The 24,270-nt window shown below is 71.8% G+C and carries 23 protein-coding genes; 13 read left to right on the forward strand and 10 right to left on the reverse strand.

The window, feature by feature from the left end; translation table 11 throughout:
- The first annotated feature begins 13 nt into the window (after positions 1-13).
- Together ABZS69_RS14680 and ABZS69_RS14685 are read left to right on the forward strand one after the other, a co-directional pair.
- The gene (locus tag ABZS69_RS14680; RefSeq protein WP_355371344.1) at positions 14-778 is read left to right on the forward strand and encodes a class I SAM-dependent methyltransferase; all 765 of its coding nucleotides are present in this window, start codon (positions 14-16) and stop codon (positions 776-778) included.
- A complete protein-coding gene (locus ABZS69_RS14685; RefSeq protein ID WP_355371346.1) occupies positions 762-1,139 on the forward strand; it encodes a VOC family protein in 378 nt (125 codons plus the stop codon). Before ABZS69_RS14680 ends, ABZS69_RS14685 begins: the two co-directional genes overlap by 17 nt.
- On the opposite strand, the gene ABZS69_RS14690 is transcribed toward ABZS69_RS14685, so the two are convergent.
- Together ABZS69_RS14690 and ABZS69_RS14695 are read right to left on the reverse strand one after the other, a co-directional pair.
- Entirely contained in the window at positions 1,133-2,581 is a 1,449-nt protein-coding gene (locus ABZS69_RS14690) for an NAD(P)/FAD-dependent oxidoreductase (protein ID WP_355371349.1), read from the reverse strand. The two genes, ABZS69_RS14685 and ABZS69_RS14690, sit on opposite strands and share 7 nt — an antisense overlap.
- Positions 2,582-2,956: 375 nt before the next feature.
- Positions 2,957-3,136, reverse strand: coding sequence for a hypothetical protein (locus ABZS69_RS14695; RefSeq protein ID WP_355371352.1), 180 nt, complete (start codon positions 3,134-3,136; stop codon positions 2,957-2,959).
- Between the two features lie 104 nt (positions 3,137-3,240).
- On the opposite strand from ABZS69_RS14695, the gene ABZS69_RS14700 reads away from it, so the two are divergent.
- Together ABZS69_RS14700 and ABZS69_RS14705 are read left to right on the forward strand one after the other, a co-directional pair.
- Complete coding sequence (locus tag ABZS69_RS14700; protein ID WP_355371355.1) at positions 3,241-4,023, forward strand: SURF1 family protein; 783 nt, start codon at positions 3,241-3,243, stop codon at positions 4,021-4,023.
- A 2-nt stretch (positions 4,024-4,025) separates the two neighbouring features.
- Complete coding sequence (locus tag ABZS69_RS14705) at positions 4,026-4,340, forward strand: DUF3817 domain-containing protein (protein WP_355371357.1); 315 nt, start codon at positions 4,026-4,028, stop codon at positions 4,338-4,340.
- 42 nt (positions 4,341-4,382) lie between these two features.
- Here the strand turns inward: ABZS69_RS14705 and ABZS69_RS14710 are convergent, their stop codons facing one another.
- The 3 genes from ABZS69_RS14710 to ABZS69_RS14720 all read right to left on the reverse strand — a co-directional run bounded on the left by ABZS69_RS14710 (position 4,383) and on the right by ABZS69_RS14720 (position 6,656).
- Positions 4,383-4,577 carry a hypothetical protein gene (locus tag ABZS69_RS14710; protein ID WP_355371359.1) on the reverse strand — a complete coding sequence of 65 codons (195 nt, stop codon included), beginning with the start codon at positions 4,575-4,577 and terminating at the stop codon, positions 4,383-4,385.
- 126 nt (positions 4,578-4,703) lie between these two features.
- Complete coding sequence (locus tag ABZS69_RS14715) at positions 4,704-5,774, reverse strand: protein kinase (RefSeq protein WP_355371361.1); 1,071 nt, start codon at positions 5,772-5,774, stop codon at positions 4,704-4,706.
- A 27-nt stretch (positions 5,775-5,801) separates the two neighbouring features.
- The gene (locus ABZS69_RS14720; RefSeq protein ID WP_355371364.1) at positions 5,802-6,656 is read right to left on the reverse strand and encodes an arylamine N-acetyltransferase; all 855 of its coding nucleotides are present in this window, start codon (positions 6,654-6,656) and stop codon (positions 5,802-5,804) included.
- Positions 6,657-6,752: 96 nt separating this feature from the next.
- Between ABZS69_RS14720 and ABZS69_RS14725 the strand changes: the two genes are divergently transcribed.
- From ABZS69_RS14725 to ABZS69_RS14750, 6 genes are read left to right on the forward strand one after another with little or no spacing between them, the layout of a single operon-like run.
- Entirely contained in the window at positions 6,753-7,412 is a 660-nt protein-coding gene (locus ABZS69_RS14725) for a response regulator transcription factor (protein WP_355371639.1), read from the forward strand.
- The gene (locus ABZS69_RS14730) at positions 7,409-10,927 is read left to right on the forward strand and encodes a DUF4153 domain-containing protein (protein ID WP_355371367.1); all 3,519 of its coding nucleotides are present in this window, start codon (positions 7,409-7,411) and stop codon (positions 10,925-10,927) included. The genes ABZS69_RS14725 and ABZS69_RS14730 overlap by 4 nt, the downstream gene beginning before the upstream one ends.
- Positions 10,928-10,935: 8 nt before the next feature.
- Positions 10,936-12,465: a D-aminoacylase gene (locus tag ABZS69_RS14735; RefSeq protein WP_355371370.1), complete on the forward strand. Its 1,530-nt coding sequence runs from the start codon at positions 10,936-10,938 to the stop codon at positions 12,463-12,465.
- Positions 12,466-12,522: 57 nt separating this feature from the next.
- A complete protein-coding gene (locus ABZS69_RS14740; protein WP_355371373.1) occupies positions 12,523-13,590 on the forward strand; it encodes an alanine racemase in 1,068 nt (355 codons plus the stop codon).
- Between the two features lie 9 nt (positions 13,591-13,599).
- Positions 13,600-13,980 carry a Rid family detoxifying hydrolase gene (locus ABZS69_RS14745; protein ID WP_355371376.1) on the forward strand — a complete coding sequence of 127 codons (381 nt, stop codon included), beginning with the start codon at positions 13,600-13,602 and terminating at the stop codon, positions 13,978-13,980.
- Positions 13,981-13,989: 9 nt separating this feature from the next.
- Complete coding sequence (locus ABZS69_RS14750; protein WP_355371379.1) at positions 13,990-15,186, forward strand: hypothetical protein; 1,197 nt, start codon at positions 13,990-13,992, stop codon at positions 15,184-15,186.
- Here ABZS69_RS14750 and ABZS69_RS14755 read toward each other — a convergent pair.
- Together ABZS69_RS14755 and ABZS69_RS14760 are read right to left on the reverse strand one after the other, a co-directional pair.
- Positions 15,172-15,720: a TetR/AcrR family transcriptional regulator gene (locus ABZS69_RS14755; protein WP_355371382.1), complete on the reverse strand. Its 549-nt coding sequence runs from the start codon at positions 15,718-15,720 to the stop codon at positions 15,172-15,174. The genes ABZS69_RS14750 and ABZS69_RS14755 overlap by 15 nt on opposite strands.
- Before the next feature lie 4 nt (positions 15,721-15,724).
- Positions 15,725-16,339 carry a LysE family translocator gene (locus tag ABZS69_RS14760; RefSeq protein WP_355371385.1) on the reverse strand — a complete coding sequence of 205 codons (615 nt, stop codon included), beginning with the start codon at positions 16,337-16,339 and terminating at the stop codon, positions 15,725-15,727.
- A gap of 102 nt (positions 16,340-16,441) precedes the next feature.
- Between ABZS69_RS14760 and ABZS69_RS14765 the strand changes: the two genes are divergently transcribed.
- The gene (locus tag ABZS69_RS14765) at positions 16,442-19,228 is read left to right on the forward strand and encodes an AAA family ATPase (protein ID WP_355371388.1); all 2,787 of its coding nucleotides are present in this window, start codon (positions 16,442-16,444) and stop codon (positions 19,226-19,228) included.
- 138 nt (positions 19,229-19,366) lie between these two features.
- On the opposite strand, the gene ABZS69_RS14770 is transcribed toward ABZS69_RS14765, so the two are convergent.
- The 3 genes from ABZS69_RS14770 to ABZS69_RS14780 all read right to left on the reverse strand — a co-directional run bounded on the left by ABZS69_RS14770 (position 19,367) and on the right by ABZS69_RS14780 (position 22,411).
- On the reverse strand, positions 19,367-19,951 hold the full coding sequence (locus tag ABZS69_RS14770; protein WP_355371391.1) for a TetR/AcrR family transcriptional regulator: 585 nt from the start codon (positions 19,949-19,951) through the stop codon (positions 19,367-19,369).
- Positions 19,952-20,133: 182 nt separating this feature from the next.
- The gene (locus ABZS69_RS14775) at positions 20,134-20,847 is read right to left on the reverse strand and encodes a hypothetical protein (RefSeq protein WP_355371394.1); all 714 of its coding nucleotides are present in this window, start codon (positions 20,845-20,847) and stop codon (positions 20,134-20,136) included.
- A gap of 616 nt (positions 20,848-21,463) precedes the next feature.
- A complete protein-coding gene (locus ABZS69_RS14780; protein ID WP_355371397.1) occupies positions 21,464-22,411 on the reverse strand; it encodes an AraC family transcriptional regulator in 948 nt (315 codons plus the stop codon).
- Between the two features lie 124 nt (positions 22,412-22,535).
- Between ABZS69_RS14780 and ABZS69_RS14785 the strand changes: the two genes are divergently transcribed.
- Together ABZS69_RS14785 and ABZS69_RS14790 are read left to right on the forward strand one after the other, a co-directional pair.
- Positions 22,536-23,096, forward strand: coding sequence for an NAD(P)H-dependent oxidoreductase (locus ABZS69_RS14785; protein WP_355371399.1), 561 nt, complete (start codon positions 22,536-22,538; stop codon positions 23,094-23,096).
- A 75-nt stretch (positions 23,097-23,171) separates the two neighbouring features.
- Positions 23,172-24,266, forward strand: coding sequence for a HEAT repeat domain-containing protein (locus ABZS69_RS14790; protein WP_355371402.1), 1,095 nt, complete (start codon positions 23,172-23,174; stop codon positions 24,264-24,266).
- Positions 24,267-24,270: the final 4 nt, after the last annotated feature.

Raw genomic sequence — 24,270 nt, forward strand, 5'->3', positions numbered from 1 at the left:
ACAAGGTCGAAAGATGAGCCACACATACGACGACCTCGTCCAGGAGGCGGCCGCGGCCTCCGTGGACGGCTGGGACTTCTCCTGGCTCGACGGGCGGGCCAGCGAGGAGCGGCCCTCCTGGGGGTACGCCAGGCTGCTCGGCGAGCGGATGGCCGGGGCCGGGGCCGCGCTCGACCTCCAGACCGGCGGCGGCGAGACCCTGGCCGGCGTGCCCAGGCTGCCGGCGGTGACCGTGGCCACCGAGTCGTGGCCGCCCAACCTCAAGCTCGCCGCCGCGCGGCTGCGCCCGCGCGGGGCGTGGGTGGTGGCCGACGACGAGGAGCCGCGCCTGCCGTTCCGGGACGGCGCCTTCGACCTGGTCACCAGCCGCCATCCGGTGACCACCTGGTGGGAGGAGATCGCCCGCGTGCTGCGCCCCGGCGGCGTCTACTTCTCGCAGCAGGTCGGGCCGTGGAGCGTCGCGGAGCTGACGCACTTCTTCATGGGCCCCCACGACGGCTCGTCCCGCGACCCCGGCACGGCCGGGGCGGCTGCGGAGTCGGCCGGGCTCGAGGTCGTGGACCTGCGGTCCGAGCGGCTGCGGATGGAGTTCGGCGACGTGGGGGCGGTGATCTACTTCCTGCGGAAGGTGATCTGGATCGTGCCGGGCTTCTCGGTCGAGCGGTACGCGGACCGGCTGCGTGAGCTGCACGACCGGATCGAGGCGGAGGGTCCGTTCGTGGCTCATTCCTCCAGATTCCTCATCGAGGCGAGGCGGCCCGGTGGCCCGGCTGCGTGACGTGGTGGTCGACTGCCGCCATCCGGCGTCGCTGGCCAGGTTCTGGGCCGCGGCGCTCGACGGCTATGCCGTGGCGCCGTACGACGAGGCCGAGCTGACCCGGCTGCGCGGCGAGGGCGTCGAGGACCCCGAGGACGACCCCACGGTGCTGGTCGAGGGCGGGCCGCCGCGGCTGTGGTTCCAGCACGTGCCCGAGCGCAAGGTCGTCAAGAACCGGCTCCACCTCGACCTGCGCGCCGACGACCTCGACGCCGAGATCGTCCGGCTGGTGGCGCTGGGCGCCACGGTGCTGACCACGTACGACGACTGGGTGACGCTGGCGGATCCCGAGGGCAACGAGTTCTGCCTGTTCCCTCAGTAGATGAGCTCGTACGCGCCTGGGTCGACCTTCCTGGTGCGGGCCCAGTATTCGAAGCTGAAGCCCGGCCAGATCGTCCGGTTCACTCCGTTCTCGTCCAGATACCAGGAGTCGCAGCCGCCCGCGTTCCAGACGAGGGGGTCGATCCGCTCGCGCAGGCGGCGGGCGAAGGCCCGCTGCGCGCCCGGCCTGACGTCCACGGCCCTGGCCTGCGTCCTCGACAGCAGGCGGAGGCAGTCGATGACGTAGCGGACCTGCGACTCGATCATGAACACGACCGAGTTGTGCCCGAGGCCGGTGTTGGGGCCGAGCAGGAAGAACAGGTTCGGGAAGCCGGCCGTGGTGATGCCGTAGTAGCTCTCGATGCCGTCCTGCCAGGCGTCCTGGAGCTTGCGGCCGCCCTTGCCGACGATGTTCTGGTCCTGCAGCGCGTCCACGACCTTGAAGCCGGTGCCGTAGACGATCACGTCGGCCTCGTGCTCGGCGCCTGAGGAGTCCACGATCGAGCGCGGCCTGATCTCGGTGATCCCGTCCGTCACGAGCTCGACGTTGTCCCTGGTGAGGGCGGGATAGTAGTCGCTGGAGATGAGGATGCGCTTGCAGCCGATCAGGTAGTCGGGGGTGAGCCGGCGGCGCAGGTCCGGGTCGGGGACCTGGGCTTCGAGGTGCCTGAGGGCGAGCTTCTCGTGGGCCTTCATCAGGCGCGGGTCGACGGCGAAGCCGAGCGCCCGCGACTCCAGGAGCCAGTAGACGGCGTTGCGCATGGTCCTGGCCAGGCCGGGAAGGCCCAGGACGCGGCGCGCGCCGGGGCCGATGGGGAAGTCCGGCTTGGGGTGGATCCACGGGGGAGTGCGCTGGAAGATCGTCAGCCGGCGCGCGGCAGGCGCGATCTGGGGGACGAACTGGATGGCGGAGGCGCCGGTGCCGACGACGGCCACGCGCTTGCCGGTCACGTCGATCGAGTGGTCCCATTCGGCGGAGTGGAAGGCGGGGCCGGCGAAGTCCTCGCGCCCCGAAATTTCGGGAAATTTCGGTATATGGAGGGCGCCGATGGCCGAGACCACGGCGTTCACCCGCAATGTCGCGCCGTCGTCCGTGGTGACCGACCAGTCACGCCTGTCGTCGTCGTATTCGAGGGCGACGACGCGCTTGCCGTACCGGAGGTGAGGGGTCACGCCGTACTTGTCGGCGCACGAGCGCATGTAGTCCCAGATCTCCTCCTGTGGGGAGAACATGCGGGACCAGCCCGGGTTCAGCTCGTACGAGTAGGAGTACATGTGCGAGGGCACGTCGCACGCGCACCCGGGGTAGGTGTTGTCCCGCCAGGTGCCGCCCAGGTCGGCGGCCTTCTCCAGGATGACGAAGTCGTGGTACCCCGCCTCTTTGAGCTTGATGGCCATGCCGATCCCGGCGAACCCGGACCCGATGATCGCTAACCCTGGCATGTGACCTCCCGGGGCGACGCTTATTGGACGCAGTATCCAATGTAATGACGTAGCCCCGTCGAGGTCCAGAGTGACCCCCGTCACGCCTTTGCGTCTACTTCGCCCCTTATGCCCCCGCGCTGTGATCTGGCCCCGTTCGCCCTTGTCCCTGCCGCGACCCGCCTCAGTGCGGGGCGGGCGCACGATGTGACGGCAGCCGCCAGTGGTCCGAAGGCGGGTCTGTGCGCTTCGGCTGAGGTTCTTGGGGGAGGGCGTCCGCCTCGTCGACCCGAGCGGAGGGGTCGCGGGCCCGCGCGTCGTTGGGCGGGCCAGGGATGGGTGTGCGAACGCCGAGAACCCGCCACGGCCCCCGCAGCGGGTGGATCAGATCTGGGGCTACTTCAGGAGGAGGAAGGCGGCGACGCCGACGATCACGATCGCGACGACGACGACAACCGAGACGATCGGTACGACGGAGGACTTCTTGGGCGTGGCGGCGGCTTCCTGTTCGCGGCGCTGCGCGAAAGCCTTGAACTGCTGGGTGTTGCCCGCCGGGTCGATATGCTGGTCAGACATGGCCAGCAGCCTAGCGTGAGCGCCTGTGCCGTTTGCACTGTTTGCTGTATCTCTAAGCATGGGCTGATTAGGGGACCACCCCACCCGGCGGATAGCTTTGAAGCATGCTGAGGACCCTGCTCTCCCCCCGCATCATGGGGTTGCACCTGCTCACGATCGGGGTCCTCGTCGCGTTCATCCTGCTGGGGCGCTGGCAGCTCGGAGTTTTCCAAGATTCGGGAAAGCCGCACGCCTCCACCGATCCCGGGCCTGTCGCGGTCGGCACGCTCGCCCAGGTGGGCCCGCAAATGAGCGGTGAGGTCGTGGGCCGCAAGGTCACGGCGGAGGGCGTCTACGAGGCCGGCCGCCAGCTCCTGGTCGCCGACCGGCGGGCCGACGTCGACGCCCCCGGCGGCAACGTCTCGCGCGACCGCGGCTACTGGGTGCTCACGCCGCTCCGGCTCGACGACGGCACGTTGATGCCGGTGGTGCGGGGCTGGACGGCGAAGGCCGACGACCCGGCGGTCTCCGCGGTGCCGCAGGGCCGGGTCGCGGTGTCCGGGCGGCTGCGGCCGCAGCAGGGCACCGACAGCGTGCAGCGGCGCGCGGAGGGCCTGCCCGCCGGTCAGGTGCAGACGGTGTCCACGGGCGAGCTGGTCAACCTGTGGACCGGCCAGAAGGTACGCACCGGCTTCGTCGTGGCACAGCCGCCGTCCGGCTCGCTGGCGCAGATCAAGGTCCAGCCGCCGGTGGTGGGTGGCACGCTGACCTGGCGTAACCTGGCATATGCCGCGAACTGGTGGATCTTTGCTGGATTCGCCGTATTCATGTGGTTCCACTTCGTACGCGACGCCGTACGAAGCGATCGGGACCATGCCAAGTCCCCTGAGATGGCTCTGGAAGGTTAATCGTGGAATCGGCTCTGAAGCCCTTCCGGGTGCTCGCGTACGTGGTCGGCTGCATGCTGCTCGTGCTCTGCGTGGCCATGGTGGTGCGTTACGGCTTCGGCGACCCGACGCTGTCGAAGGTCATCGCGCCCATTCACGGCGGGCTCTACATGCTCTACCTGGTCGCGGTCATGAACCTGGGCATGAAGGCGCGCTGGGCCTGGCCGTACATGCTCGGCGTCATGGTCGGGGGCACGGTGCCGTTCCTGTCGTTCTACATCGAGCGCCGGGTGACCCAGCGCGTCCAGACGGAGCAGGCGGCAGCGGCGGAGGCCTGAGCCCGCGGCGGAGGCCGTGTCCCGGCCCCCGCCGCATGGAGTTCAGTGGCCGATGCCGCGCCTGCGGGCCCTCTTGAGCCGTTCGCGCTGCGACGGGTCGAGCATCAGGTAACCGACCACGGGGGCGGCGACCACACCGAGGATGACCAGCAGGGTGATCCAGCCGGTCCCGAAGATGATCAGCGAGAGCAGGACTGCGGCACCTGCGCCAATGGCGTACTTCTGGATTGGCGACATACTCAACTTCCTCCGAGCTGCTTCCGAACACGGAGCGCGTGCCCCGCCTCTCCCTTATTCTGCGTCTCCTGTCCAACGAGTGAGCCCATCGCTTGGTTCCATTCGCGATGTATCTCAAGATGTATCTCAAATGGTGCGCGTCTGCCGTACCGACTCCAGATCGCGGCGCAGCTCATCCGGAGTGGGACGTTCCAATGGATTGCCGGACAAAAGCCGGAACAGTACGTGAGCCAGCGTGCCCGCTCTGGTCAGCGGCGCGCCGGGCGAGGGCGGGACGCCCTCGACGGCGGTGAAGAGCGTGGCGCCCAGTGACCACAGGTCGGCGGCCAGGGTGGGGGCGGCCTCCGGGGCCGTGTAGGCCGGGAGCGTTCCTGACCTCAGCAGCGGGATCAGCCGGGCCCGGCCCCGGGCGTCGATGAGGACGTTGCCGGGCTGGATCCCGCCGTGGAACGCCTCCCCGGCCTGGAGCTGCTCGATCAGGGCGAGCCCCATCGCGGCCACCACGGGGATCGGCAGCGGCCCGAACAGCCCGATGATCACGTCGAGCGGGCGGCTCACGGCCAGGAGGTCGAGGGTCTCGCGGATCACCTCCATCGCCGGCGGCCCCGCCGGGTGGAGCATGGCTCTGATCAGCGTCCTGAGCGGGTCCGCGCCCTCCGCGGGCACCTGGCCGGGCGGGCGGCCCTCCACCGCGAAGTGCAGCAGGGCGGCCAGGGACCACAGGTCGGCGGAGGGCAGCATGCTGAGGCTGGGGAAGCCGAAGCCGGTGAGCACCGCCCGGCCCGTCGGCGTGAGCAGGACGTTGCCGGGCTCCACGCGCCCGTGCACGATCCCGGCCTCGTGCGCCACCGTCAGGGCCGACAGGATGCAGACGCCGACCCTGGCCGCCTGCGCGGCCGGGAGCGGGCGGCGGGCGCGGATGGTCTGCTCCAGCGACGCCCCCGACACGAACTCCATGACCAGCCACGGCGTATCGTCCTCGATCACCACGTCGAGCACCCGCACGATCGAGGCGTGCCGGAGCTCGGATGCCCTGCGGGCCTCCTGCAGCGCGGCATCGCGCAGCTCGGCCGGAACCCGCAGCTCCCTGACCGTGACGTCACGGTGCTCCGACTCGTCGAAGGCCAGCCGGACAGAGCCCGCGGCCAGGGGGTTCAGCAGCCGGTAGCGACCGGCCAGCTTCCGCGTCTCACCCATGTCGAGGTGCACGATAGCGCAAGGCTGTCACGTCGCGTCACTGGCCAGCCAGGCCTCGTGCGCCTCGTACAGTCTGCGCCACAACTTCTCCTTCTCCGGGCCGCTCACGTCGGTGAGCGGGAGCAGGAAGATGTCCGCCAGCGCCGCGTAATAGTCGCGGGAGTCGTCCAGGGTGACCGAGAGCGTCCGGCCGCCGACGCGCTTCAGCACGAGCCCGCGCAGGCTGTCCACGCCGTACGCGTCCCGCCGCTGGACGGTCGCGATGCGCACGAACCCGGACGTCGGCGACGTCGTCAAATGCCGGTGCATATCAACGAACGCCGACATGCCGGTCGGGGCCGGGTCGTAGTCCATGCCTTCGAACGATCCACTGGGATCGTGTTCGAGCCGCCAGCCGCCCGGCGCGACCTCCGACGGGCGCAGGGCGTACTCGAACGGCCCCTGCTTGTACGTGCCCTCGACCAGCGGCAGCGGCTCGTGGAACCCGTCCCCGAGCCCCAGGTCGGCCAGCCACTCGCCGCCCGGATTGTCCTCCGACGGCAGGCCGCGCACGGTGAGCACCAGGTGGTTGGCGGTGATGCCGGGCTCCTCACCGCGGTTCTGGACCCCGCCGACGTGCCTGGTCACGTCGTACCCCAGCGACCTGATCAGCTCGGAGAACGCGCCGTTGAGGTGGTAGCAGTAGCCGCCGCGCCCGCCGATGATGCGCTCGGCGGACTCGACGGGATCCACGGTGGTGGGGCGGTCGAGCCAGATCTCCAGGGCTTCGTACGGCACCTTCTCGAGATGCGCGACGTGGAGCGCCCGCAGATTCTCTGCGCTGGTGGGGGCGTCAAGGAGGCTGGGCAGGCCGATGCGGCGGAGGTATCCGGCAGTGTTCACCAGCCAAGTCTGCACTGTATGTGCACAAATTTAGGAGTGTCGTCTGCACAGGCCGCTTCTAGGCTTTCGTACGTGGCAGAGCAGCGACGCATCCTCGTGGTCGAGGATGATCAGACGATCGCGCTGGCCGTACGGAACAGGCTGGCCGCCGAGGGCTTCGACGTCAGGGTGGCCGGCGACGGGCAGGATGCCCTGATCCAGTACGGCAAGGCGGAGCCGGACCTGGTGATCCTCGACCGGCTGCTGCCGGGGCTCGACGGGCTGGAGGTGTGCCGCCGGATGCAGGCGGCCAGACCGGTGCCCGTGCTCATGCTGACCGCGCTCGGCGAGGAGACCGACGTGCTGGTCGGGCTCGGCGTCGGGGCGGACGACTACCTGGCCAAGCCGTTCAGCATGCGCGAACTCGTGGCCAGGATCCACGCGCTGCTGCGCAGGGTCGAGCGGGCCGCCCAGCTCGCGGCCGAGGACACGGTGATCAGGGTCGGCGAGGTGGAGATCGACACCGCGGCCCGCCGGGTGTTCGTCGGGGGCGTGGAGGCGCAGCTCACCAGGACGGAGTTCGACCTGTTACGCCGGTTGGCGGAGCGGCCCGGGCAGGTGTTCGAGCGGGACCGGCTGCTGTCGGACGTGTGGGGCTTCTCGGAGGCGGCGGCGACCAGGACCGTCGACAGCCACGTCCGGGCGCTGCGCCGCAAGCTGGGCTCCGACGTGGTGCGTACGGTGCACGGCGTCGGCTACGCCCTGGTGCGACGATGAGACCGCTCGACTTCCTCGGCCGCATCAAGGTCAAGCTCGGCATCGTGATCGTGCTGGCCGTGGGGACCGCGTTCGTGGTGAACGAGGTCGGCATCAACTCCGGCCTCTCCCGAGAGCTACGCATCGCGGTCGCCGTGATCCTGGCGTTGATCATGGTGCAGCTCCTCGCCATGGGGATGACCAAGCCGCTGCGCCAGATGGCCAGCGCCGCCCAGACGATCGCCAAGGGCCTGTACGGGCTGCGCGTGACGGCCACGTCCCGCGACGAGGTCGGGGAGCTGGCCAGGGCGTTCAACGCGATGGCGGCCGACCTCGGCGAGGTGGACCGGCAGCGGCGCGAGCTCATCGCGAACGTCAGCCACGAGCTCCGCACCCCCATCACCGGCCTGCGCGCGGTCCTGGAGAACGTCGTGGACGGCGTCTCCGCCCCCGACCCCGTCACCATGCGTACCGCGCTCGCCCAGACCGAGCGACTCGGCCGCCTCGTGGCCCAGCTCCTCGACCTGTCGCGGCTGGACTCCGGGGCGCGCCTGATCGAGCCCGAGGCCATCGAGCTGGCACCGCTGGTCGAGCAGGCGGTCCGCGAGGGGGAGCTGGCCCGGGAGGACGTCGCGATCCAGGCGTCGGTCCCCGCCGGCCTGGCGGTGCGCGCCGACCCCGACCTGCTCGCGCAGGTCCTGGCGAACCTCCTGGACAACGCGGTACGGCACAGCCCCTCCGACGGGGTGGTGACCGTGACCGTCGCGGCGGAGCGGGCCGGGGTGCGGATCTCGGTCGCCGACCAGGGGCCGGGGATCCCGGTCTCGGCCAGGGCGCGCGTGTTCGAGCGCTTCTCCCGGCTCGACGCCGGGCGGGCGGCCGACTCCGGGGGCGCCGGGCTGGGGCTGGCCATCGTGAAGGAGATCGTCGAGCTGCACGGGGGTTCCATTCGCATCGACGACTGCGCGGGGTGCCGCATGGTCGTCGACTTACCAGGGAGGACGACGATGGCGGAGGTGCCGCTGGAGGGCGGAGAGCGGGGCTCGGGGACCGAGCACCTGCCGGAGGCTCCGCGTTCCGCGCTGGACATGGCCGCTTCGGTGACGGCGGGCCCCGAGGCCCGCGATCGCGCCGCCGAGGGGGAGCTGGTGGTTGTCGCCGCGACCGGGAGCGATGCCGGAGTGCCGGACGGCGATGCCGCCGCCGGGCTTGCGGCTGCGGCGGCACGCGGCGCGTCCGACGGCGATGCCGCCGACCTCGTCGGGGTCGCGGCGGCCGAGCGCACCGTCGTGGCGGCCGGGGCCGTGGTGGAGGGTGGTGCGACGGCAGGTGACGAGGCCCTGGACACCGCTGCCGGGCTCGCCAAGCTCGCGGCCCTGGCCACGGTCAGCTCACCCGGCCTCGGCGCCGCCGAGAGCGAGAAGACGGCCACCGCGGACACCGGTGTCGCGGCGGGAGTGGGCGCGTCCGCCGGTGGCGGGGCGAGGGCGGTGCCGGTGGGAGTGGGCGTGTCCGGTGGGGCTGGTGGTGGGGTGCCGGCGGGTTCGTCGGTGGGGAGTCCCTTCGCCAGGATGATCGGGGGCGCGATCGCCGGTGTGCTGGTCGGGTTCGTGACGGGCCTGTTCGCCGCCGTGCTCGTCAGCCTGGCCGTCAGCGACGCGCTGGCCCTCACCACGCTCGTCATGTGCACCGCGCTCATGGGCGCGGTCGGCGCGGGGATGGGGGCCGGGTCCGGGCGCCGGGCCGCCGCGGCGGCCTACCAGTCGGCGCAGGTCGCGGCGTACCAGTCGGCGGCCCGAGCGGCGGCGGGTCACCCAGCGGCGGGCCACCCAGCGGCGGCTCAGGGCGCGGGGGAACCGCTCACGACCCAGGCGACAGGAAACCCACCCATGACACAGCAGGCGGGCAGCCCGTCCTCGATCCACACAGCAGGCGGTCCGCCCGCGGCCCATGCGCCTTCGGCCCACGCGGCGGGCGGTCCGGCCGCGGGTCAGGCGGGTGTCCCGAACGGGGGGATGCCGCAGGGGCCGGCGCCGTACCGGAACTCAGGAGGGCTGCCGCCCTACGTGCCGCCGCCCCTCTTCCCCAGGCCCGAGCTGCCCGACTCGCCCCGCTGGCTGCTGCCCGCGGCCGCGGGGGCCGGGGTGTTCGCGGCGGTGGCGCTGCCCGAGGCGCAGGTCGGGCTGGGGATCGTGCTGGTCGCCGTGGTTCTGGGCGCGGCGGCGCTGCCGGCCGTGCTGCGGCGGATGACGCCGTGGACGGTGGCGTTCGGGCTGACGGCGTACTTCCTGATCTCGATGGCGGCCGTGCGCGACGCCGACTGGCTGGTCGCGATCCTGCTCGTGGCGGGGGCCGGACTGGGCGCGCTGGCCGTGTCGGGGGCCGGGGCCGGCTGGCTCGGCGTGATCAGGGGCGGCGTGTCCGTGGTGCTGGCGCTCGGCCCGGTGCCGTGGTTCCTGGCCCAGCCGCTGAAGAAGCTGACCGCCAGGCGGCGTGTCATGCCGATGCTGGCCGCCCTGGGCATCACGGCGGTGCTGCTCCTGGTGTTCGGGCTGCTGTTCGCCTCGGCGGACGCGGTGTTCGCCTCCTTCCTGGAACGGCTGACGACCGCGCCGGACTGGGCGGAGTCGGCGCCGGTGCGGATCTTCCTGTTCGGGCTGTTCGCCGTGCTGCTGGCCGCCGTGGTGTTGGTCGCGCTCAGGCCGGTGGTCGACCCCGTGGGGCCGGAGCCGAAGTTCACGGTGAGCAGGAGTGTCTGGATCGTGCCGCTCACGGCGGTGAACCTGCTGTTCGCCTCGTTCGTGGCGGTGCAGATCACGGCGCTGTTCGGTGGCAACACCTGGGTGCTGAAGACGGCCGGGCTCACCTACGCCGAGTACGCCAGGCAGGGGTTCTTCCAGCTCGTGGTGGTCAGCGTGTTCGTGCTGGGCATCGTGGCGGTCGCCAGCGGGATGCTCAAGGTCGAGCGGCGCGAACGCTGGCTGCTGGCCGTGCTGCTCGGCGTGCTGTGCGGGCTGACCATGGTGGTGCTGGCCTCCGCCCTGCACCGCATGAACCTCTACACCGAGGCGTACGGCCTGTCCAGGCTGCGCCTGTCCGTGCAGGCCACGGTGTGGTGGCTGGGGACGCTGTTCGCGCTGGTGCTGCTGGCGGGGGCGGCCCGGCTCCTGGGCCGCGGCTCCGGCTGGCTGCCGCGTACGGTCGTGCTGGTCACCGGGCTGGGCCTGGGCGCGTTCGCCATCGTGAACCCCGATCTCCAGGTCGCCCACACGCAGGTCGAGGTGCGCGGCGTGACCAAGCTGGACTCCGACTACCTGGGCGACCTCGGCGCGGAAGCCGTACCGGCCCTGGACAGGCTGCCGGAGCCGCAGCGCAGCTGCGTGCTGGCCGACGTGGTCGCGGCCAACGGCCTGTCCCGCCCCGACCCCTGGAACGGCTGGAACCTCGACCGGGCCCGGGCTCGCGCCGTGTTGGCCGCCCGGCCGATCGTCAAGTCCGCGGAATGCCCTCCGGCGTATTCGCGCGGCTCTGATTGAATCTTGGTGTGAGGTTCGACGTAGTCATCAACGGCGGCCGGGTGCTCGACGGGACGGGCGCCCCGCCGTACCGGGCGGACGTCGCGGTCGCGGGCGGCAAGATCGCGGCGATCGGGAGGCTGGGCGGCGCCGAGGCGGAGACCGTGATCGACGCGACGGGGCGGTTCATCGCGCCCGGTTTCGTCGACTGTCACGCGCACGGGGACGCGGCCGTGTTCGACCCGGTGGTTCAGCGGGCGGCGCTCCGGCAGGGGGTGACCACGTTCGTGCTGGGGCAGGACGGCCTGTCCTTCGCCCCCGGCTCGGCGGCCGCCGTCGCCTACGCCTCCCGCTACTTCGCCGCGGTCAACGGCCCGCTCGCCCTCGACGGGCCCCTGACCGTCGGCGAGCTGCTCGGCGGCTACGACCGCGCCGTGGCGCTGAACACCGCCTACCTTCTCCCACACGGCACCATCCGCTACGACGTCATGGGGCCGTCGCCCGATCCGGCCTCCCCCGACGACCTGACAGCCATGCTGCGGCACGTCGAGAGGGGCCTGGAGGACGGGGCGGTGGGCCTGTCGACCGGCCTCGAATACCTCCCCGGCCGCTATGCCACCGCCGAGGAGCTGGCCGCCTTGTGCGCCCCGCTCGGCGGCCTGCCGTACGTCACCCACATGCGCGCGTACGGCCAGCGGGCGGGCGTGGGCATGACCGAGGTCATGGACATCGCCGAGCGCTCCGGCGCCGCCGTGCACGTCTCCCACCTGCACGGACCGGCGGACGTGCTGCTCCCGCTGGTCGAGGAGGCGCTCGGCAAGGGCGTGGACCTCACCTTCGACACCTACCCCTACCTGCGCGGCAACACGATCCTGGCCATGGTAGTGCTGCCCGACTCCGTGCCGGGCGCCGAGACCGACCGGGCGCTGGAGATGATCGCGTCCGACGAGCTGGACGCCTGGTGGCCGACGCTCGACGCCGTCTGGCCGCGGCTGACCGTCTCGCACGCCCCCGGGATGGAGTGGGCCGAGGGCCTGACCATCGTGGCGGCGGCCGAGCGGGACGGGTCGCCGCCCGCCGAGTTCTGCCGCCGCCTCCTGACGGAGACGCGGCTGGAGGCGGGCGTCGTGTCCGCCCGCCCCGACGAGGGCCCGGAGGGAGAGGAGTCCGTACGCCGGATGCTGCGGCACCCCTCGCACACCGGCGGCTCCGACGGCATCTATGTGGGCGGCCATCCGCATCCGCGGGGTTTCGGGGCGTTCGCCAGGTTCCTCGGCCGGCACGTGCGGGAGCTGGCCGACTGGACCTGGGAGCAGGCCATCGTGCACCTGGCCTCCCATCCGGCCAGGCGCTTCGGGCTGACGGATCGGGGGCTGGTGCGCGGTGGGTTCGCGGCCGACGTGGTGGTGTTCGACCCGGCGGTGGTGGGTGACCGGGCGACCTACGAGGATCCGCGTACGCTCGCGGCCGGGGTCGACGACGTGCTCGTGTCGGGGGTACGCGTGCTGGCCGGGGGAGAGCTCACCGGCGCCACTCCGGGGCGTGCGCTTCATCCGTGATCTGGGCAGAGGTCTGAGATGGCTGGGATAAGGTCAGACGCGGATGAAAGGGGCGTCGTGTTCGGGCAGCAGATCTTCGCAGGTGGGCTCGAACTCCCCCTCATGGTGGTGCACCAGGACGCGCTGGAGCACAACGTCCAGACGATGGCGGCCTTCGTCCGCGACCACGGGATGGAGCTGGCGCCGCACGCCAAGACGCACATGTCCGCTGAGATCGCCGCGCTTCAGCTCGAAGCGGGCGCCTGGGGGCTCACCGTCGCGACGCCGCGCCAGGCACGGGCGGTCCGCGGGTTCGGGGTGGGCCGGATCATGGTGGCCAACCAGATCGTGGACCCGGCGGGGCTCGACTGGGCCGCGGGCGAGCTGACGCGGGATCCGGCGTTCGAGTTCCTGAGCTTCGTGGACTCCGAGGCCGGGGTGGACATTCTCGCTCGCCATGCCTCGTCCCGGCCGTTCCGGGTGCTCGTGGAGCTGGGGCACGAAGGCGGACGAGCCGGGTGCCGGTCCCTGGACCAGTTGCTGGGCCTGGTGTCGTACGTGCAGGGGGTCCCGAACGTCGAGCTGGCCGGGGTCGCCGGTTACGAGGGCGCGCTGAAGACCGCCGACGACGTCCGGAAATATCTGTATTCGCTGCAGGAGGCCGTCGAGTACGTCCGCCTCAAGAGCCCGATCCTGACCGTGGGCGGCAGCCAGTGGTTCGACGTGATCGGGCGCGAGCTCGTCGCCACCCAGGCCCGCATCCTGCTGCGCAGCGGCGCGTACGTCACCCACGACGACGGCTACTACCGCGAGCGCACCCCGTTCAACCGCATCGAGGGAGAGCTGCGCCCGGCGCTGGAGGTCTGGGCGCACGTGCTGTCCACGCCCGAGCCCGGCCTGGCGATCGTGGGCATGGGCAAGCGGGACGCGCCCTACGACGAGGGGCTGCCCATCCCGCGGCGCGACGGCGTCACGATCGTGAAGATGCAGGACCAGCACACGGTCGTGCGCGCGGACGGGCTCAAGCCCGGCGACCTGCTGGCCTTCGGCATCTCCCACCCCTGCACCGCCTTCGACAAGTGGCGCGTGCTGCCCCTGGTGGATCAGGATTACCGTGTCGTCGGCCAGATAACCACCGATTTCTAGGGAGACACGGTGAAAAAGGAGCTCAGGACCACTGACGGCGCCGCCCCGATCGGCGCCTACTCGCAGGGTCTCGTGGTGGGGGACTTCGTCTACACCTCCGGCATGGGCCCGCTCGACCCGCAGACCGGTGAGATCGTCGGTGACGACGTGGCCACCCAGACGCACCAGGTCATGCGCAACCTCGGCGCCATCCTGGCCGCCCACGGCCTCGGCTTCGACGACGTGATCAAGTCCACGGTCCACCTGCAGCACGTCCACCGCGACTTCGCCGCCTACAACGAGGTCTACAAGTCGTACTTCAGCCAGCCGTACCCGGTGCGCACCACCGTGGGCTCCGAGCTGATGAACATCCTGGTGGAGATCGACTTCGTCGCTCACAAGAGCGCTTAAGGTCTGGTTGTGGACAGTTCGGTGTACGTCTTCGTCGAGGACCTGCGCGGCGAGGGCGTCGAGCGGGTGCTCGACAGGATCAGCGCGTACGGCGTGCGCGGCGTCACCGTCGGCGCCGTGCACCACGCCTCCCGCGACGTCACCCCGCACGGACTGTCCCGCCTGACCATCCGCCACGACGGGGCGCACTTCACCCCGCCGTCCGATCTGTTCGCCGGGCTCCGCCTTTCTCCGGTGCCCGGCTATCTGAACGGCCTCGACGGGCTTCGCGAGGCTTGTGCGAAACGGTCCATGAAGCTCCACGGATGGACGGTCTTCCTGCGCAACGCCACGCTCGGCACCAAGCATCCGGACGTGACCGTACGCGACTGCTTCGGCGACCGCGGCTCGCTCACCGACCTGTGCCCCGCCCACCCTGACGTGCGCGAATACGCGGTCGCGCTGGCCAGGGCGGTGGCCAGGCTCGGGGTCGACAGCGTCGTGGCGGAGTCGCTGCACTTCAGGCCGCTCAAGCCGCAGCGCTCGTTCGTGCCGCTGGGGCCGATGGACGCGTACCTGTTCGGGCTCTGCTTCTGCGACTACTGCATGCGCCGCGCCACCGACCTGGGCGTGAACGCCGAGGTGGCGCGCGACGAGTGCGCCAGGATCGTGGGCGGCGTGTTCGACGGCGACCCCCCCGCGCAGGGGGAGGTGACCCGGGCGGCGCTCACCGCGTACGCGGGGCCCGACGTCGTGGCCTACGCGCGGGCCCGGTCCGAGACCGTCACCACGCTGGTGTCCGAGGTGGCCTCGGCGGTGGCCGACGAGGGCTCCAAGCTGGTGTTCATCGACTCGACCGGCGCGGTCAAGGGCTACACGGACGGGCTGCCCACGCCCGGGCTCGCGGCGCACGACGCCTGGCAGCTCGGAGTCGATCTGGTGGCGCTGGGGGACCTCGTCCCGGCCTTCGGGGTACTGGCGTACGCGCGGGACGCGGCCCGGGTGGCCGACGACGTGGGCGCCTACCTGCGGTCCGTGGGGAAGGATCGGGAGGTGCGGGCGGTGCTGCGGCCCGGATACCCGGACAGCGACTCGGTGGACCGGCTGGTGGCCAAGGCCCGGGGCGCGAAGGCGGCGGGCGCCCTCGCCGTGGACTTCTACGCGTACGGGCTGGTGCCCCACCCGGTCCTGGACCGGATTCCGGCCGCTCTTTCAGAAGCCCTGTAGCCCGTCGAGGACGGCCGAGACCGCCGCGGCCGGGAAGTCGTCGGCGACGTGCAGGCCCCGGAAGACGGCGCGCATCCACACGGCCCCGGCCAGCAGGTCGACGATCAGCATCGGGTCCGCCGACTCCTTCAGCTCGCCCCGCCGCACCGCGCGCCCGAAGATCTCCCGCTCCCGCGCGAACCGGTCGGCGAAGAAGCGGCGGGCGTCCAGCTCGGGGTGGCGGACGGCGGCGGCCAGCGCGGCGACGGCGATGTCGCTGGTCGGCGGCTCGGTGAGCAGCCGCTTCACCCCCTCGACCAGCGCGGTCAGGTCACCGCGCAGGCTTCCCGTGTCCGGCGCCTTGAAGCCCAGCACGTCCGCCTCCACCAGCGCCGCCCCCAGCAGCGCGGCCTTGGACGGCCACCAGCGGTAGATCGTCGTCTTGTTGACGCCCGAATGCTCGGCGACCCCCTCGACGGTCAGCCCGTCGTAGCCCTTCTCGGCCACCAGCCGCAACGTCGCATCGAAGATCTCCTGCTGTTTCCTCGGGGCCATGAGGTCATTTTCTCCCGGCGAACGCCGTGGCCACTCCCAGTCCGAGGTAGACGAAGCCGCTGACGTACCGGAGGGTCTTGGCCCGGGCGGCGAGCCGGGTGCCGAGTGCGCCCGCGGTGAACGCGTACGCGATGTCGGAGATCAGCCCCAGGAGCAGCAGCGTCAGGCCGAACAGCACCACCTGGAGCGCGGGCGAGCCCGCCTCCGGGCGCACGAACTGCGGCAGGAACGCCAGGAAGAACAGCGCTACCTTGGGGTTCAGCACGTTGACCAGCACGCCTTCGAGGAAGACCTTCCGCAGTGGCTGGGGCGGCGGCGTCACGCCTTCGGTCTCCTTGCCGGTGAACGCGCGGATGCCGAGATAGACGAGGTACGCCACGCCCGCCCACTTGACGACCGCGAACAGGGTCGCCGACTGCGAGATCACGTACGACAGGCCCGCGGCGGCGGCCGCGATGTGTACGAGCGTGCCCGCCTCCACGCCGAACGCGCTGGCCAGGCCCGCCGCCCTGCCTTGGGCCAGGCCCCTGGCGGTGATGTAGAAGTGGTTCGGGCCGGGGATGAGCACGAGGGCGAGCGAGGCCGTGATGAAGAGGGCAAAAGTCGTTGGTGGAATCACGAAACAGCAGCGTAAAATGCCTTTGGTATGTCGATGAGGGCCAATCTCGGTCCGATTTCCTGGACCAATGGGATGTCAGTGGGGCGTGGCATAGTTTCTGGCGTGAACGGTCTTCTTGTCGGGCGCTCTGCCGAGCTGTCCGGGCTCGTGCGGGTGCTGCGGTCGGCGGCCGAGGGCACCGCCGGAGTGGCGCTCGTCGGCGGCGACGCCGGCATCGGCAAGACCCGGCTGGTCACCGAGCTGGTGGCCGAGGCCCGCAAGCAAGGTTTCCACGTGCTGGTCGGCCAGTGCGCCGAGCTGGGCGACGCGCTGCCCTATCTGCCGCTGGCCGACGCGCTGCGCGGCGCGGAGCCGGCCGTGCGCGAGGCCGCCGCCGCCCATCCCATGCTGGGCCAGCTGCTACCGGGCATGGAGAGCGCCCCGTCGGCGGGGCTCACGCAGCAGCGGCTGTTCGGCTCGCTGCTGGGGCTGCTGGCCGACGTGCAGCCGGTGCTGTTCGTGATCGAGGACCTGCACTGGGCCGACCGGTCCACCCGTGACCTGCTGGTCTTCCTCAGCCGCATGGTGCAGAGCGAGCGCGTCTGCGTGGTCGGCACCTATCGCACCGACGACCTCCACCGCCGCCACCCGCTCCGCTCGGTGCTGGCCGAGCTGCGGCGGCTGCCCACGGTGATGGGGGTCGAGCTGGGGCCGCTCGGCTCCGGCGACATGTCCGACTATGTCGCCACTATGGGGGAGGTGGGCGCTCAGGCGCTGGGCCTCATCGTGACCCGCGCCGACGGCAACCCGTTCTACGCGGAGGAGCTGTTCGCGGCCATGGCCGAGGGCGACAGCCTGCCCGACGGGCTGGCCAGCCTGCTGATGTCCCGGGTCGAGCTGCTGTCGGAGGCCGGGCAGCGGGTGCTGCGGGCCGCCGCCGTGGCCGGCCGCAGGGTGGAGGACGAGCTGCTGCGGGAGGTGTCGGGGCTGCCGCTGGCGGAGTTCGAGGAGGCGGTCAGGGAGATCGTCTCGCGCGGGCTGCTCAGGGTCGACGGCTACGGATACGCCTTCCGCCACGCCCTGCTCCAGGAGGCGGTCTACACCGACCTGCTGCCCGGCGAGCGAACGCGGCTGCACGCCGCCTTCGCCCGGCTGCTGACCTCGCCCGCCGAGCTGGCCCACCACCACCTCGCCGGTCACGACCTGGCCGGGGCGCTGGCGGCCTCCGCCGAGGCGGGGCGGCTGGCCGAGCGGCTCGGGGCGCCCGCCGAGGCGCACAGCCACTACGACCAGGTGCTCGGCCTGTGGGACCGGGTCGAGGGCGCGGCGGAGCTGGCCGGGGAGAGCCGGTTCGCGCTGGCGATGCGCAGCGCCGTGTCGGCGGCCGACAGCGGCGACAACCATCGTGCGATCAACCAGCTCAAGGCCCTGCCGCCGACGTCCGAGGTCAGCGAACGCATGGCCTACTACCTGTACGAAGCCGACGACCAGCCGGGCGCCATCGCGTCGGCGGAGCGCGCCGTGGCGAGCGCCGAAGACCAGCCCGCGCTCGCCCGAGCCCTGGCCACGCATGCCCGCACCCTGCTCTGGAGCACCCGCCACCGCGAGGTCGAGGCCCTGTCCACGCGGGCGCTGGAGACCGCCCGCGCCTGCGGCGCCAGGGACGCCGAGGTGGGCGCCCTGCTCACGCTGGCCGTCTCCGTGGAGCTCCAGGGCGACGTGGCCAGGGCCCACGAGCTGATCGAGACGGCTTCGGCCGAGAGCTCCGGCGACCTGGCGATGGATCTGCGCGCCCGCTTCCAGCACGCCCGCATCCACTACGAGCAGGGCCTGCTGGTCAAGGCCGCCGAGGTGGCCGACGACGGCATCCGCGTGGCGTTCGAGACCGGGCTCAAGTGGAGCACCTACGGCACCGACCTCCGCTTCCTGCGGTTCCTGATCCACTACGTGGCCGGCGAGTGGGACCAGGCCCAGGCCGTCGCGGCCGGTTTCGGGGCGCGGGTGGGCACGCTGCCGGAGGCGACCCTGTCGTCGTTCGCGCTGTTCGTCGAGGTGGCGCGAGACCTGCCCGCGGTCGAGGCCCGGCTGAGCTGGCTGCGGCCGTTCTGGTACGACGAGCTGGCCACGTACATGTCCCGTGGCCTGGCCGCCGAGCACGCGCTCTGGCACGGCGACCCCGCGACCGCGCTCGGCCATGTGCGGGCGGTCACGGCGTCGATGGTCGAGGTCGACGCGAGGGCACTGCGGTTGGCCGCCGTCGGGCTCTGGGCGCTGGCCGAACTCGGCACCACCGAGGGCGCCGACGAGCTGCGCGCCCGCGCCCGCCTCGCCGTCGACTCAGGGCCCAGCGGCGAGCCCGGCCACCTGGGGCCCGAAGGGCTGGCCTGGGCGCTGCGGGTGGAGGCCGAGTGGCATCGCGTGCACGGGCGGCTCGACGTGGACCTGTGGCGCCAGGTCGTGGACGCGTTCGACTTCGGGTTCGTCTACGAGGTGGCGCGGTCCCGCTGGCGGCTGGCCGAGGCGCTGCTGGCGGCCGGCGATCGGGAGGGGGCGCAGGCGGAGTGGGCCCTGGCGCTGGAGACGGCGGAGCGGCTGCGGGCCACGCCGCTGGCGAACGCGCTGCTGGAGCTCGGGCGGCGGGCCCGGTTCGGCGGCGGCCGGGCCGGTGGGCAGGGCGGCATCCGGCCCGGCGGGCAGGGTGGCGGGTCCGGTGATGGTGGGCTTACGGCGCGGGAGGTGGAGGTGCTGCGGCTGGTCGCCGAGGGCCTGACCAACCGGGAGATCGCGGAGCGGCTGTTCATCGCGCAGAAGACGGTCAGCGTGCACGTGTCCAACATCCTGGGGAAGCTGGAGGTCTCCACCCGCACCCAGGCGGCCGCGGCCGCACGGCAGCGGGGGTTGCTGGCTTAACCGGGGCTTGGTGTCGGCGGTCCCTTCACCTGGGCGGGACCTCCGCGGTCGTTGCCGGCGGGGCCCGTTCGGTCCGGGTCGGACCTTTGCGGTCGAGCGGTTCGCTCTCTGGGGGGCCTTTGCGGTCGAGTGGTCCGGTTATGCGGGGCGGGTGAGGTGGTCGATGAGGAGGTCGGTCCTGACCTCCTGGTGCTCGGCCGGGATCCGCCGGTCGTGGGCCAGCGTGGCGAGGCCGTGCAGGGCGGCCCACACCACCTCGGCGAAGATGCCGGGATGGTGCTCGCCGGCCACCGGCTCCAGCGCGAGCACGAACTCGCCGAACGCCGCCCGCAGCTCCTCGGGCGTCTCCTCGGTGGCGAAGGGGATGGCCACGGGCATGACGAACATGGCCTCGTACAGGGCGCGGTGGGTGCGGGCGAAGTCGAGGTAGGCCGTCGAAACCCGGCGCAGCACCTCCTTGGGATCGCCGCCCGCCGCCGAGGTGCGCGCCGCCCGGAGCTTGCTCGCCAGCTCAACGAACCCCTCGATCGCGACCGCGCGCACGATGGCGTCCTTGCCCTTGAAGTGGCTGTAGAGCACGGGCTGGCTGTATTCGACGCGCTCCGACAGCCGCCGGGTCGTCACGGCGTCCCAGCCCTCGGACTCGGCCAGCTCGCGGGCGGCGGTGATGATCAGCTGGTGGCGTTGCGCGCGTTCGCGTGCTCGGCGGGCGGCTATCGACATACCCAGCACGCTAGCACGACTAGGAGTCCTAGCGTTGCTCCCATTTGGGCGGATTGTGCACTAGGACACAGACTGGCGGGCCGAGGGGTGTGCATACTCGCGATGGATGCAGCACCAGCCGAGGCTTGACCAGGTGTTCATGGTGGCGCAGGGGCACACCATGAGGCGCCGGCCGGGCCACGTCAGCTGGTGACGGTGAGGTCGCGGAAGAGGAAGTAGCCCGCGATGTCGCTCTGCAGGTACTGGTGGTAGTACGTGGCCATGGGCTTGGCCGCCTTGTCCGCGGTGAGGACCGTCACGACCACGTACTTCTTGGACGCGCCCGAGCGCATCTTGCCGTAGACGTAGCTCTTGTGCGTCTTGTCCGTACGCCACTTGACCGCGTCCGAGGTGAGCTTCGCCAGGCGCGAGGCCGTCGTCTTGGCGGCCGCCTCACTGGGGAACGACATCAGGAGCTGGACCGCCTTGATGTGTCCGCCGTACGCGGAGTACGCGAGCTGCACGGCGCGCTGGCAGTCGTTCTTGGCCAGCACGCCCTGGCCGTCCACCGGGTCGCAGCTGTCGTACGTCCAGCCGCCCACCTTCTTGGCCTCGAGCTCCACGTCTCCCAGCTTGAAGTCCCAGTCCTCGAACTCGTCGTCGGTCAGCGGCGAGTCGGGATCCACCCGCTTCGAGGTGGTGGGCCTGGTGTCGCTGGGGGCCGGGGTGGGTTCGGCGGGCTCGGAGGCGGGCGGGTCCGACGGGGAGGCCGATGGCTGGTCGGACGGCGGCGCGGTCGTGGTCGTCGGGAAGGGGTCCGTGGTCGGGAGGGCGACGGCCGTTTTCTGGGCGGAGTCGCGCATGTAGAGGAACGCGATGACCCCGCCGCCGATCAGGAGGACCGAGACCAGGCCCACGACCAGGCCGATGACCAGGGCGTTGCCGCTCTTCGGGGGTGCGGCGGGGACTGGGTGCGGCCCTGGGACGGGGCCCGGGGCCGGGAGCAGCAGCGTCCCTTGCGGCCCGGTCGGGGCGCCGGGCGGGGGCCCGCCCGCTCCCGGCGGCCGGCCCGGCCCGGGCCCGTAGCCGCCTTGCCCGCCCGCCGGGCCGTACCCAGGTGGAGCCTGAGAGGGACCGTATCCGGGTGGAGGGGCTCCCTGCCCAGGTGGGGCGCCGTAGCCGGACCCAGGGGGCCCCTGCGCAGGGGGTGGACCGTAGCCGGGCGGCGGAGGGCCCTGCCCGGGTGGAGGAGGTGGGTATCCGGGTTGGCCGTAGCCGGGCTGAGGGGGCTGGGGTTGCGGGGGGCCGCCTTGCCCGGGTGGTGGGCCGTAGCCCGGTTGTGACCCGTAAGTCGGCTGTGGGCCGTGGTTCGGTTGTGACCCGTGGTTCGGCTGTGGGCCGTACCCTTGCGGCGCTCCTTGCGCGCCCCACGGTCCGTCCGGCTGGGGCTGGGGCGGGGGAGGCTGCGGAGGGTATGCCATTGCTCCATTGTGTAGTAGCTGGTCACCATATGCCCCAGCTACCCCCCAAATCTCAGGAGGCCGTAAGCACCTCTTCGCAGGCCTGGCGGCGGTACTTGCCGGGCGGCAGCCCGTACTGCCGCTTGAAGGCGTTCGCGAACGCGAACTCCGACCCGTACCCGACCTGCTGTGCCACCTCCGCCACCGAGTTGTCGGGGGCCTCGCGCAGGATGCGGGCCGCCGTGGCCAGGCGCCACCACGTGAGGTACGCCAGCGGCGGCTGCCCGACGAGGGTCGTGAAGCGGCGGGCGAAGCCGGCCCGCGAGAGCCCTGCGTGGGCGCCGAGCGACTCGACCGTCCAGCGGTCGGCGGGGGCGCGGTGGATGGCGTCCAGCGCGCGGCCGATGGCCGGGTCGGCCAGCGCGGCGGCCCATCCCGACTCCCTGCACGCCCCGGACTCCTGCGCGAACCAGGCCCGCAGGATATAGAGCTGGAGCACTTCGAGCAGGGACGTGACGACGGTGTCCGCGCCCGGCCTGGGGTTGTCGATCTCGCCGGCGAGCAGCTCGACGGCGGCCCTGAGCTCGGGGTGGTGGCCGAGCGTCGCCGGCAGGTGGATCACGTCGGGCAACGCGCCCAGGATCGGGTGGATCCTGGTGGGGTCGAGCTGGTAGCCGCAGCAGAGGGTGACCGTCTCGGCCCCGTCGCCACCCTCGACCGTCGAGGCGAACAGCTCGAACTCCCGGTACGGGTTGCAGGTCGGCGCGGCGAGCGGTGTGCCGGGACCGTCGGCCAGGCCGTAGCCGTCGCCGTGCGGGAAGAAGACCACGTCGCCCACGCTCAGCGGGACCGGGTCACCGTCGCGCGGGATCAGCCAGCACGACCCGCGCAGCACCACCTGGAAACCCGCCGATCCCGGCACCGACGGGAACTCCTTGCCCCAGGGACCCCGCCAGGAGACGCGGACGGAGGTCGGGCGTCCGGTGCGCATGAGGGCGACGACATCGCTCAGCACGTCCATGTGACAAGTCTAACCACTGAGACGCTCGCGTATAAAAGCTAGACATTGAAGCATTGGATATCTCAGCTCGGGCCCATACCGTAGGTCAGGCATTTTCCTGACCCCCTGAAAGGGACCGATTGACATGATCAAGGTTGGCATCATCGTGGGCAGCACCCGTCCGGGCCGCAACGGCGAAGCGGTGGGGCGGTGGGTCCACGACCTGGCGGCCAAGCGCGGCGACGCCGAGTACGAACTGGTGGACGCGAAGGACTACGACCTGCGCCAGTTGGACGAGCCGCAGCACCCCGCCGCCGGGAACTACGAGCACGAGCACACCAAGCAGTGGGCGGCGAAGATCGCCTCCTTCGACGCGTTCGTCTTCGTGACGCCCGAGTACAACCACTCGATCCCGGGCTCGCTGAAGAACGCCGTCGACTTCCTGTACGCGGAGTGGACCAACAAGGCGGCCGGTTTCGTCGGCTACGGGGTGGGTGGCGCGGTCCAGGCCGTCGGGCACCTGCGCGACGTCCTCTCCAACGTCGGCGTGGCCACCGTGCAGCAGCAGGTCACGCTCTCGCTCTTCACGGACTTCGAGAACATGACCGACTTCAAGCCCGCCGCCGTGCACGAGGACAAGCTCGGCGCCCTGCTCGACCAGGTCCTCGCCTGGGGCGGCGCCCTGCGCCCGCTGAGGGCGGCCTGACCTCGTAAGGGGTGGCAGATCTTGCCGTCGTCCAGGGAGAACGGCTGATCGGGGGCCGCCTGCGGGAGCGCCCGGGTGGCGCAACCCGACCGTTATCCCTATTTCCCTACCGGATTGCAGATCGTCCACGGCCATTTCCCGCGTGGCCAGCTGCCGCTGGAGGCGGCGCTGGCACGCGAGTTCGGCGCCTCGCGCAGCACCGTGCGCGAGGCGCTCGGGCTGTTGCGCGAGGAGGGACTGGTCGACCGGTGCCCAGGTGTCGGCACCACGGTGGCCAGGGAGAAGTACCCGCACGGCCTGCACCGGCTGCTCGGCCTGGCGGAGACCCTGCACGAGCACGGCGAGGTCACCAACCAGGTCAGGACCATGACCCTGATCGAGCCGCGCAAGGCGGTCAGCCACCGGCTCGACCTGCCCGCCGGTGAGCAGGTCGTCTACCTCGAACGGCTGCGCCGCCTCAACGGCCTGCCGCTCTCGCTGGACCTGACCTACCTGGTGCGGGACGTCGGAGAGCCGCTGTTCGACGCCGACCTCGAGCACAACGACATCTTCGTGCGGAGGGAACGGGCGGCCGTGGGGCGTTCGCCCCGGATCCTGGAGCTGCACCGGCTGGCCGAGGAGCTGCCCGCCACCCCGTCGCTGGGCGCGGCCCTGGCCGGGTGCCTGACCGGCGCGGACGCCGTCGTCCGGGCCGCCGCGCTCGACGTGCTGCGCGCGCTGCGGCTCGGCGGTCGGGAGGCGTTCGCGGCGGGGATCGGCGACCCCGACCGCCTGGGCCTCATCGGCGGGGCCATGGGGCCGCACGCCGTGCTGGCGGTGCTCGCCGACGACGCCGACCCGCTGGTCAGGGCCGCCGCGCTGGAGGCGTCCGGCGCGGCGGGCGCCCCGCTGGAGTCGCGTGCCGTCAAGGGCCTGGAAGAGCCCGACTGGGAGGTACGCGTGGGCGCGGCCCGCTGCCTGGCCGCCGCGGACCCGGAGACGGCGATCGGCCCGCTCGTCACCGCCCTCTCGGACGCCAACCAGGACGTGCGCAAGGCGGCCGTCCTCGCGCTGACCCCCTGGGCCACGGCGCCCGAGGTCTCGGAGGCGTTGGGCGCGGTCCTCGACGATCCGGACGCCGACGTACGGGCTTATGCACGAAGAGCGGTCCATGACTTGACTCGATCTTGAAACT

The sequence above is a fragment of the Nonomuraea sp. NPDC005650 genome (assembly GCF_040605375.1).
In the GTDB taxonomy this organism is placed as follows: domain Bacteria; phylum Actinomycetota; class Actinomycetes; order Streptosporangiales; family Streptosporangiaceae; genus Nonomuraea.